This is a genomic window from Achromobacter sp. (genome assembly GCF_057314935.1).
Map to the genome: position 1 here is coordinate 1 of NZ_DBHKZA010000129.1, position 9,552 is coordinate 9,552.

Annotated in this window: 10 protein-coding genes and 1 other RNA gene; 7 read left to right on the forward strand and 4 right to left on the reverse strand. The window is 62.4% G+C overall.

Going from position 1 to position 9,552, the window contains the following annotated elements; translation table 11 throughout:
- Window positions 1–338: 338 nt before the first annotated feature.
- Together ACO6D5_RS28210 and ACO6D5_RS28215 are read right to left on the reverse strand one after the other, a co-directional pair.
- A complete protein-coding gene (locus ACO6D5_RS28210) occupies window positions 339–1,844 on the reverse strand; it encodes a tripartite tricarboxylate transporter permease (RefSeq protein ID WP_006225996.1) in 1,506 nt (501 codons plus the stop codon).
- Window positions 1,845–1,857: 13 nt separating this feature from the next.
- Window positions 1,858–2,322: a tripartite tricarboxylate transporter TctB family protein gene (locus tag ACO6D5_RS28215; protein ID WP_315527751.1), complete on the reverse strand. Its 465-nt coding sequence runs from the start codon at window positions 2,320–2,322 to the stop codon at window positions 1,858–1,860.
- Between the two features lie 482 nt (window positions 2,323–2,804).
- On the opposite strand from ACO6D5_RS28215, the gene ACO6D5_RS28220 reads away from it, so the two are divergent.
- The 4 genes from ACO6D5_RS28220 (at window position 2,805) to ACO6D5_RS28235 (ending at window position 4,636) form a co-directional block, all read left to right on the forward strand.
- The gene (locus tag ACO6D5_RS28220; protein WP_315527749.1) at window positions 2,805–3,251 is read left to right on the forward strand and encodes a hypothetical protein; all 447 of its coding nucleotides are present in this window, start codon (window positions 2,805–2,807) and stop codon (window positions 3,249–3,251) included.
- A complete protein-coding gene (locus ACO6D5_RS28225) occupies window positions 3,251–3,562 on the forward strand; it encodes a cell division protein ZapA (RefSeq protein ID WP_006217444.1) in 312 nt (103 codons plus the stop codon). Before ACO6D5_RS28220 ends, ACO6D5_RS28225 begins: the two co-directional genes overlap by 1 nt.
- Window positions 3,563–3,594: 32 nt before the next feature.
- Window positions 3,595–3,777: non-coding RNA, 6S RNA (gene ssrS, locus ACO6D5_RS28230), on the forward strand.
- A gap of 94 nt (window positions 3,778–3,871) precedes the next feature.
- Window positions 3,872–4,636 carry an SIMPL domain-containing protein gene (locus tag ACO6D5_RS28235; RefSeq protein ID WP_315527747.1) on the forward strand — a complete coding sequence of 255 codons (765 nt, stop codon included), beginning with the start codon at window positions 3,872–3,874 and terminating at the stop codon, window positions 4,634–4,636.
- Here ACO6D5_RS28235 and lgt read toward each other — a convergent pair.
- Window positions 4,611–5,399: a prolipoprotein diacylglyceryl transferase gene (gene lgt / locus ACO6D5_RS28240; RefSeq protein ID WP_315527746.1), complete on the reverse strand. Its 789-nt coding sequence runs from the start codon at window positions 5,397–5,399 to the stop codon at window positions 4,611–4,613. The two genes, ACO6D5_RS28235 and lgt, sit on opposite strands and share 26 nt — an antisense overlap.
- 133 nt (window positions 5,400–5,532) lie before the next feature.
- On the opposite strand from lgt, the gene ilvD reads away from it, so the two are divergent.
- The 3 genes from ilvD (at window position 5,533) to msrA (ending at window position 8,169) form a co-directional block, all read left to right on the forward strand.
- Window positions 5,533–7,218 carry a dihydroxy-acid dehydratase gene (gene ilvD / locus ACO6D5_RS28245; protein ID WP_485827217.1) on the forward strand — a complete coding sequence of 562 codons (1,686 nt, stop codon included), beginning with the start codon at window positions 5,533–5,535 and terminating at the stop codon, window positions 7,216–7,218.
- A complete protein-coding gene (locus ACO6D5_RS28250) occupies window positions 7,202–7,537 on the forward strand; it encodes a c-type cytochrome (RefSeq protein WP_167390137.1) in 336 nt (111 codons plus the stop codon). The genes ilvD and ACO6D5_RS28250 overlap by 17 nt, the downstream gene beginning before the upstream one ends.
- Window positions 7,538–7,614: 77 nt before the next feature.
- On the forward strand, window positions 7,615–8,169 hold the full coding sequence (gene msrA, locus ACO6D5_RS28255) for a peptide-methionine (S)-S-oxide reductase MsrA (RefSeq protein WP_315527742.1): 555 nt from the start codon (window positions 7,615–7,617) through the stop codon (window positions 8,167–8,169).
- A 174-nt stretch (window positions 8,170–8,343) separates the two neighbouring features.
- Here msrA and hppD read toward each other — a convergent pair whose 3' ends face one another.
- Window positions 8,344–9,456, reverse strand: coding sequence for a 4-hydroxyphenylpyruvate dioxygenase (hppD, locus tag ACO6D5_RS28260; RefSeq protein ID WP_006226004.1), 1,113 nt, complete (start codon window positions 9,454–9,456; stop codon window positions 8,344–8,346).
- Between the last annotated feature and the right edge of the window lie 96 nt (window positions 9,457–9,552).

Here is a 9,552-nt window from a genome sequence, read left to right on the forward strand (position 1 = left end):
GCGATGGCCGCATCCACGGCATTGCCGCCGCGGGCCAGGATCCGCAAGCCCGCCTGGGCGGCCAGTGGCTGCGAGGTGGCGACCACGTTGCGGGCGAACACCGGAATCCGGGTGGTGGGGTAGGGGTTTTTCCAGTCGAAATTCATGCCGAATCATCGCGTGGGGTAAACCCGTAGCTTAACGTAGATGCCGGGCTGTGCCCTACGTCTCGTAGTGTGTCGTATCTATCAGTAGCTTTGGCCGGGCAGGCATTCCGTGCGCACAAAGAAAAACCCCCGGGACAGGCCCGGGGGTTTGATCGAAGGCGAGACCGCCGCCCGCAGGCGGCGTACCGCGCTTTAGTCTTCTTCGACGAAGGTCTCTTCGCGCTTCTTGCGGATGGCCGGCAAGGCCACCAGGATCACCAGGAACACGGCGACGGCCAGCAGGGAAGCCGACAGCGGACGGGTCACAAAGGTGGTGAAGTCGCCACGCGACAGCAGCAGGGCACGGCGGAAGTTTTCTTCCATCATGGGGCCCAGGACCAGGCCCAGCAGCAGCGGCGCGCCTTCGCACTTCAGCTTCGACCACACGTAGCCCACGATACCGAACATGGCGGTGGTGAAGATGTCGAACGCGTTGTAGTTCAGCGAATACACACCGATCGTGCAGAACACCAGAATCGCCGGGAACAGGATGCGGTAAGGCACCTTCAGCAGCTTGACCCACAAGCCGATCAGCGGCAGGTTCAACACCACCAGCATCAGGTTGCCGATCCACATCGAGGCGATCAGGCCCCAGAACAGCTCCGGGTGGCTCGTCATGACTTGCGGGCCGGGCTGGATGTTGTGGATCGTCATTGCGCCGACCATCAACGCCATCACGGCGTTACCCGGGATACCGAGCGTCAGCAGCGGGATGAACGAGGTCTGGGCAGCAGCGTTGTTCGCCGATTCCGGGCCAGCCAGGCCGGCCGGATGGCCCTTGCCGAAGCGTTCCGGATTCTTCGAGATCTTCTTTTCCAGCGTGTAGGAGGCGAACGACGACAGCACGGCGCCACCGCCCGGCAAGATGCCCAGGGCCGAACCCAGGGCCGTACCGCGCAGCACTGCCGGGTACGATTCCTTGAATTCCTGCTTGTTCGGGTACAGCGAGCCGATCTTGTCGGTGATGTCGACGCGGTTTTCCTTCTGCTCCAGGTTGGTCATGATTTCGGCAAAGCCGAACACGCCCATGGCCACGATGGCGAAGTCGATGCCGTCTTGCAGTTCCGGCACGCCGAAGTCGAAGCGGGCGACACCCGAGTTGACGTCGGTACCGACCATGCCCAGCAACAGGCCCAGGATGATCATCGCGATCGCCTTGGGCAGCGAGCCCGAGGCCAGCACCACGGCGCCGACCAGGCCCAGGCACATCAGCGAGAAGTACTCGGCAGGGCCGAACTTGAAGGCGACTTCAGCCAGCGGGGGTGCGAAGGCGGCCAGCAGCAGCGTGGCCACGCAACCGGCGAAGAACGAACCCAGCGCGGCGATTGCCAGCGCGGCGCCAGCACGGCCGTTGCGGGCCATCTGGTGACCGTCCAGCACGGTCACCACCGCAGACGTTTCCCCTGGCAGCGCCACAAGAATCGCCGTCGTGGAGCCGCCGTATTGGGCGCCGTAATAGATACCCGCCAACATGATCAGGCCGGCCACCGGGGGCAGCACGTACGTGATCGGGAGCAGCATCGCGATGGTCGGGACGGGGCCGATGCCCGGCAGCACGCCAATCAGCGTACCCAGGATGCAGCCCAGCAGTGCGTAAAGCAGGTTCTCGGGCGTAAACGCCACCGAGAAACCCAACATGAGGTTGTCAAACAATTCCATGACCGGTTGCTCCTTAGTTCATGCCCAGAAAGGACGGCCACAGCGGGAAGATCAGCCCCAGCCCCTTGACGAATGCCAGATACGAGAAGATCACCAGGAAGATGCCGTTGGCGACGGCGACCTTGAGGCTGAACTCGTGGCTGGCCAGGCTGCTGACGACAACCAGGAGGAACACCGAGATGTAGATGCCCAGCAGTTTGAGGACCAGGCCGTACAGGACGACGGATCCGACCACCAGGAAGACGATGCGCCAGTCGAACTTGTCGACGTGCGTTTCATGGGCTTTCTTGGACATCGAGCCAAGCAGCACGATGGCGCCCAGCAAAGCCAGAACAATGCCTAGCCAGAAAGGAAAGTACCCTGGGCCCATTCGGGCGGCAGTACCCATTTGGTAGCTGCTGGCCTGCCAGGCGAATCCCAGTCCAAGGGCGATGAACATCACCCCAGACCAGAAGTCCTGTCGATTGCGTAGCTGCATGATTGGTTGGCTCCTGTTTACAGCATGTAGATAAAAAAGTTTGTAGCCGGATGGGGACTCGCCGAAAGGCGAGTGACAGGCACAAAAAAGGCACTTCGGGGTGCCATTAGTTCTTCTGAAAGCGACGGCGTGGTTTCTTGAAAGGGCGAATGGTAATGGACGCCTGCCACGCTGCAAACCCTGTAAGCTCGGTGAAAGCCTGGGGTTTTCCCTAGAATTCGGGTACTCCCGATCCCTAGATGTAACCGCGAAGGAGGATTGAGGGCTTTTTGAAAGCTAAGTGAAAGTTTATAGAAAGAAATGCGAAAGCCGGATCGGCCGGATGCGGGGAATTTGGAGGAGGGGAGGCGTTTTTTCTGTAGGGGTCGTCGGTTGGCGTTGCACCACCGTAATCACCTGCCTATTTCCTACCGAATATTGCCGGGTTTCTCACCTTGCGTGAAGAGGCCCGATTGCACTCAGGATGGTTTACGATAGCGCCCATGCTGCAAGATCTAGACCAACTCGCCGCCCGAATCGGGCAACTGGTGCAACGCACCCGCCAACTCCACGCAGAGCGTGACGCGTTGCGTCTGCGCCTGAACGAACTCGAAGCTGAGCAGCGTGTGCTCAAGCAGCGCGCCGCCGAGCGCGAGGCCGACATCGTCACGCTGCAAAGCAAGCTTCAGGATCACGACGGCGCAGTCTCCGCCATGCTCGAGCAGGCCCAGCAGGCCGAAGCCGCCTTGCGCGATCAGCTCGCTCGTGAATCCACCGAACGCCAGTCGCTCGAATCGCGTTTCTCTGCCCGGGAAACCGAGCTGCAGGGCAATCTGCAATCCCGCGACACTGAACTACAGCGCTTGCGTGTGGCCGCCGCCGCGGCCCGCGAGCGCATCGACGCCGTGCTGGCCCGCCTGCCGGGCGCACCGTCTGGAGAGCAACACTGATGGAACGCGTAGATGTCACCATATTGGGACGCGACTACTCCCTGGCCTGCTCCGCTGAAGAGAAGCCCACGCTCATGGCCGCCGTGCGCCATGTCGACCAACTGATGCTGCGCATCCAGGGAACGGGCAAGATTTCCAGCAATGAACGCATCGCCGTGATGGCGGCCCTGCAGGTCGCGGGCGAACTCCTTGCGATGAAAGCGCCGGATGGTCCGCTGGGCGGTTTGGCAGTCGGCGACTTCAAGCGTAGAATTGAGGACATGAACGCAGTACTCGATGACGCCTTGTCGGGTCAGGAAAAACTGCTCTAACCGTTCATAAGCAGTATTCAAGAATTTTCAGTTTGTCCCTGCCGTGTCCGTGACTAGGCCATACATTCTCTGAACCTATGCTTTCGGCATATGGTTGCGGGAGTGTAGAGCTGGAGTGATTGTCTCTCGTAGACGAACCCGACGCTCTGCGGAACGCGACCACCTCTTACCTTAGGGTTCGAGATGCCGGCCTTGACGGCACAGGCGGGGCATTTATCCCAGCGGGCCTGCCATAAGCGCAGGTCCGCGTCGGGCGCCTCACCATCCCCCCCTTGCCCCTCCCTTTGTCCTCCCTCCTAGGACCAGTCCATGTTTAAACACCCTGTTTTTTCGCTGACGAAACTCGGCGCAGCGTGCGCAGCCGTGGCCGCCATCGCCGCCGTTCAACCCGCTTATGCGCAAGCGCAGACGCCCGCCGCGCCTGCCGCCACGGAATCGTCCACGAACCGTTCGCCGGAAATGACGTTGCAGGCCACCGCGTCTTCCGAGGTCAAGCAGGACACCGTCCGTATTTCGTTGTCCGCCGAAGTCGAAGCGCCGGATCAGCCGGCTGCCGGCAAGAAGCTGACGGCCGCGCTGGACGACGTCGTCAAGCGCGCGCGCGACACGAAGGGCGTCGAAGTCCGCACGGGCGGCTACAACGTCTGGCCCAATACCAACAGCAAAGGCAAGATCGGCACGTGGCGCGGTCAGGGTGAGGTGGTGCTTGAGTCGAAAGACTTCGAAGCCGCCGCCGCGTTGGCGTCCAAGCTCTCGGACAAGACCGCTATTTCGAACATCAGCTTCTCGCTGTCGCGCGAAGCGCGCGAGGCCGAAGAGCGCAAGTTGCTGAAAGAAGCGGCCCAGGCCTTCAAGGACCGCGCGCTGGCAGCGGCCAACGCATTCGGTTTCTCGGGTTATCGCCTGTCCAAGCTGGAATTGGGCGGCTCGGGCGGCCCGGTGCCGATGCCCCGCATGTTGGGCGCGGCGGCCATGGCCAAGGATGCCTCCGGCGGCTACAGCCCGGACGTCCCGCTGGAAGCGGGAGACGTCACGGTCAGCATCGCCGTCAACGGGACGATCGTTTTGCAGTAAGGCTGAACATGATGGCGCCCAGGGCGACCATCGGCAGGGACAGCCACTGTCCCATGCTCAAACCACCCGCGAGCAGGCCCAGGAAGTTGTCTGGCTCGCGGGTGAATTCCACCAGGAAGCGGAACGTTCCGTAACCCATCAGGAAAAGCCCGCTCACCTGTCCGAGTGGACGCGGCTTGCTCGAAAACCACCACAGCAGCGCAAACAGCACGATGCCTTCCAGACCCAGTTCATAGAGTTGGGAAGGATGGCGCGCCAGCCCGTCGCCGCTGTCGGGGAACACCATGGCCCACGGCACATCGGTCGGCCGGCCCCACAGTTCGCCATTGATGAAGTTGCCCAGCCGGCCGAAACCCAGGCCTAGCGGGATCAGTGGGGCGATGAAGTCGCTGACCGCGAAAAAGGGCAGCTTCTTCTTGCGCGCGAACAGCAGCATCACCACGATCACGCCGATCAGGCCGCCGTGGAACGACATGCCGCCTTGCCACAGGTACGCCACTTCCAGCGGGTGGGCCAGGTAATAGCCCGGCTTATAGAACAGCACATACCCCAGCCGGCCGCCCAGCACCACGCCCAGCACGCTGTAGAAGATCAGGTCTTCCAGGTCGCGCACGTTCAAGGACGTGGTGTGGCCGCTGGTGATGCGCCGGCGGCCAAGCAGGTACACCAGGGCGAAGCCCGCCAGATACATCAGGCCGTACCAGTGGATGGCCAGCGGCCCGATCTGCAAGGCGATGGGGTCGAATTTTGGATATTGCAGCATGTTCTGCCCGACACAATAAAGTTGAATGATAATAACCGGCGAGCACTGAAGATTCGCATGCATGCAAGCGAGCCAGCTTCCCAGGGTGCGTTCGCCATGTCCGCGCCCCGACGGCCGACAGGAGAGACAGACCATGCCGAACAATGAACGTTCCCGCCATATCACTCACGGCGTCGCGCGCGCGCCCAACCGCGCCATGTATTACGCGCTGGGCTATCAGGAAGCCGATTTCGAAAATCCCATGATCGGCGTGGCCAACGGCCATTCCACCATCACGCCATGCAACAGCGGCCTGCAACGCCTGGCGGATGCGGCCATCGACGCCATTCGAGCCTCGCGCGCCAACCCCCAGGTATTCGGCACGCCCACCATCTCGGACGGCATGTCCATGGGCACCGAGGGCATGAAGTATTCGCTGGTGTCGCGCGAAGTCATCGCGGACTGTATTGAAACCGCCGCGCAAGGTCAGTGGATGGACGGCGTGGTGGTGATCGGGGGCTGCGACAAGAACATGCCGGGCGGCATGATCGCCCTGGCGCGCACCAACGTGCCCGGCATCTACGTCTATGGCGGCACGATCAAGCCGGGCCACTACAAGGGCCGCGACCTCACCATCGTGTCGGTGTTCGAAGCCGTTGGCGAATACACGATGGGCCGCATGCCCGAAGCCGATTTCAAGCAAATCGAGAAATGCGCCATTCCCGGCTCCGGCTCCTGTGGCGGCATGTACACGGCCAACACGATGAGCTCCGCGTTCGAAGCCATGGGCATGAGCCTGCCGTATTCCAGCACGATGGCCAATGAAGACGATGAAAAGGTCGTCTCGGCCGCTGAGTCGGCGCGGGTGCTTGTCGAAGCGGTGCGGCGCAACCTGCGGCCGCGCGACATCATCACGCGCGAATCCATCGAAAACGCGGTTTCGGTCATCATGGCCACCGGCGGTTCCACCAACGCCGTGCTGCATTTCCTGGCCATCGCGCACGCCGCCGAAGTGCCGTGGACCATCGATGACTTCGAACGCATCCGCAAGCGCGTCCCCGTGCTGTGCGACTTGAAGCCATCCGGCAAATATGTCGCGACCGATCTGCATCGCGCAGGTGGCATCCCGCAGGTCATGAAATTGCTGCTCAACGCCGGGCTCCTGCACGGCGACTGCATCACGATCAGCGGCAAGACCATCGCGGAAACCTTGGCTGATGTGCCGGATGCGCCACGCGCGGACCAGGACGTCATCATGCCGGTGGACCGCGCCGTGTACCCGCAAGGGCATCTGGCCATCCTGAAGGGCAACCTGTCGCCCGAAGGCTGCGTGGCGAAGATCACGGGCTTGAAGAACCCCGTCATTACCGGCCCCGCGCGCGTATTCGATTCCGAAGACGATGCCATGACGGCGATCATGGCGCGCCAGATCAAGGACGGCGATGTCGTGGTCATCCGCTACGAAGGCCCGAAAGGCGGTCCCGGCATGCGCGAAATGCTGGCGCCCACCTCCGCGCTGGTCGGGCAGGGTCTGGGCGAAACCGTGGGCTTGATCACCGACGGCCGCTTCTCCGGAGGCACCTGGGGCATGGTCGTCGGCCATGTGGCGCCAGAGGCTTTCGTGGGCGGCCCGATCGCTCTGATCCAGGAGGGCGATTCGGTTACCATCGATGCCCACAAGCTGCTGTTGCAGCTCAATATCAGCGACGAAGACCTGGCGGCTCGTCGACAGGCCTGGGTTCAGCCCAAGCCGCGTTATACACGCGGTGTGCTCGCCAAGTTCGGCAAGCTCGCCAGCACCGCGAGCCGTGGGGCAGTAACCGATGCATTTGAAGATTAGTCTGTGGGTGGCCGTGGCCGGCGTCTTGGGCGCTGGCGCGGTCCAGGCCCAAACCACCGGGTTGGACCTGGCCAAGAGCAAAGCCTGTATGGCCTGCCACCAAGTGGAAGCCAAACGCGTCGGGCCGCCGCTGAAAAGCGTGGCCGAACGTTATGCGGGGCAGGGCGACGCCATGGTGGACTACCTGGCGGGCAAGATCCGGGGCGGCGGCCGCGGCGCCTGGGGCGCCGTGCCCATGCCCGCGCAAACCCATGTCAGCCAGGAAGATGCCCGTCTGCTGGCCGAATGGATCTTGTCGCTGGCGCCACCCAAGCAGTAGTCTTATTCTCTATGCCCCGCGCATGAAGCCGGGGGCGCCGGCCGCAGGCAGCGGCCGTCTACAGGAAAGGAATCGTCATGGCAGAACAAGCATCCCCGGGCAATGAAGTCGCCGTTCTTGGCGGCGGCTGCTTCTGGTGCGTCGAAGCGGTCTTCACCGAATTGAAGGGCGTCAAAAGCGTGCTGCCCGGCTACAGTGGCGGACACGTGGACAATCCCAGCTACGAGCAGGTCTGCGGCAAGGACACGGGCCACATCGAGGTCGCCCGTGTGGAGTTCGATCCCGCTGAACTCTCCTACAGCGATCTGCTCCGCGTCTTCTTCGCCACGCACGACCCCACCACGCCGGGGCGCCAGGGCAATGACATCGGCCCGCAGTACGAGTCGGCGATTTTCTGGCAGAACGAAGCACAGCGCGAGCAGGCCGAGGCCGTCATCGCCGAAGTCGAGGCCCAGCGGGTCTACGACGCGCCGATCGTCACCAAGCTGCTGGCGCCCGTCAAGTTCTGGCAAGCCGAGGACTACCACAGCAACTATTTCGCCCTGCATCCCGAACAAGGCTACTGCCAGTTCGTGATCGCGCCCAAGGTCGCCAAGTTCCGCAAGCAGTTCCAGGACCGCCTGCAGCGCTGACGCGGGATTGCCTGCCGATGCCGGCAGGCAACGTGCCCCCCCGTCGCGCAAGCCTCGGATGCCTGCCGCCCTTCCCGCGACGCCTTTGGTTTGGGCGAAAAAAAACCTCACCACCAGGTGAGGCTTCAAAGCCGGCGCGAGTGCCTGGGCACCGCACGCCGGCGGGGGAAGCAGTTAGTCGACGTTCTTCACCACGCCGCGGCGCATCTGGTCCAGTTCGATTGATTCGAACAGGGCCTTGAAATTACCTTCGCCGAAACCGTCGTTGCCCTTGCGCTGGATGATCTCGAAGAAAATCGGACCGATCTGGTTTTCAGTGAAGATCTGCAAGAGCAGGCCGCCGCCGGGGGCGCCGTCGAGCAGGATGCGGTTCTTCTGCAAGCGGGCGACATCTTCGCCGTGATTAGGCAGGCGGCGGTCCAGCAGTTCGTAATACGTTTCCGGGGTGTCCAGGAACACCACGCCCGACTCGCGCAACGCTTCGATGGTGCCGTAGATGTCTTCAGTGGCCATGGCGATGTGCTGGATGCCTTCGCCGCGGTACAGGTCCAGGTATTCCTGGATCTGGCCTTTCTCTTCCGTGCCTTCCTCGTTGATCGGAATGCGGATATTGCCGCAAGGCGAAGTCATCGCCTTGGACTTCACGCCCGTCACCTTGCCTTCGATATCGAAGTAGCGGACTTCGCGGAAGTTGAAGAGGCGCTCGTAGAACTCAGACCATTCCGCCATGCGGCCCTTGTGCACGTTGTGCGTCAGGTGATCCACCAGCGTGAGGCCGGCGCCGCGGTGATTCAGGTCGGCTTGCGCGTTGTCGGGGTCGACCGGCACGAAGTCCACGTCATAGATGCTGATGTCGCCGATGCCGCCGTGACCTTCCTTGCCCGTCCAGCGGTCAACCAGGTAGATCAGCGAATCGCCGATGCCCTTGATGGCCGGGATGTTCAATTCCATTGGGCCGCTGTGCGAATCGAAGCCCCAGGCGCCCAATTCCAGTGCGCGCTTGTAAGCGGCATTGGCGTCTTGCACGCGGAAGCCGATCGCACAGATCGACGGGCCGTGCAGGCGCGCGAAACGTTGGGCGAAGGAATCGGGTTCGGCGTTGATCAGGAAGTTGACGCCGCCTTGGCGGTACAGGGTCACGTCCTTGTGGCGGTGTTTCGCAATGGCCTTGAAGCCCAGCAGCTCGAAAACCTTGCGCAGCGCGGCGGGGTCCGGCGCGGCGTACTCGATGAATTCGAACCCGGCGGTGCCCATCGGGTTGTCCCAGGGTTGGAAAGCGCTGCTCATGTGTCTGCTCCCTTGCATCATTTTTCAGGACGACTTGTTGTTCAAGTCTAGACGGAGATTGTAGGAAGGAACGCCGGGCAGACAATTGCAAACATG

What these genes read in the sequence shown, in the direction of transcription:
- ACO6D5_RS28210 (WP_006225996.1), bottom strand. Translation starts at nt 1,844, where the DNA reads ATGGAATTGTTTGACAACCTCATGTTGGGTTTCTCGGTGGCGTTTACG.
- ACO6D5_RS28215 (WP_315527751.1), bottom strand. Translation starts at nt 2,322, where the DNA reads ATGCAGCTACGCAATCGACAGGACTTCTGGTCTGGGGTGATGTTCATC.
- ACO6D5_RS28220 (WP_315527749.1), top strand. Translation starts at nt 2,805, where the DNA reads ATGCTGCAAGATCTAGACCAACTCGCCGCCCGAATCGGGCAACTGGTG.
- ACO6D5_RS28225 (WP_006217444.1), top strand. Translation starts at nt 3,251, where the DNA reads ATGGAACGCGTAGATGTCACCATATTGGGACGCGACTACTCCCTGGCC.
- ACO6D5_RS28235 (WP_315527747.1), top strand. Translation starts at nt 3,872, where the DNA reads ATGTTTAAACACCCTGTTTTTTCGCTGACGAAACTCGGCGCAGCGTGC.
- lgt (WP_315527746.1), bottom strand. Translation starts at nt 5,399, where the DNA reads ATGCTGCAATATCCAAAATTCGACCCCATCGCCTTGCAGATCGGGCCG.
- ilvD (WP_485827217.1), top strand. Translation starts at nt 5,533, where the DNA reads ATGCCGAACAATGAACGTTCCCGCCATATCACTCACGGCGTCGCGCGC.
- ACO6D5_RS28250 (WP_167390137.1), top strand. Translation starts at nt 7,202, where the DNA reads ATGCATTTGAAGATTAGTCTGTGGGTGGCCGTGGCCGGCGTCTTGGGC.
- msrA (WP_315527742.1), top strand. Translation starts at nt 7,615, where the DNA reads ATGGCAGAACAAGCATCCCCGGGCAATGAAGTCGCCGTTCTTGGCGGC.
- hppD (WP_006226004.1), bottom strand. Translation starts at nt 9,456, where the DNA reads ATGAGCAGCGCTTTCCAACCCTGGGACAACCCGATGGGCACCGCCGGG.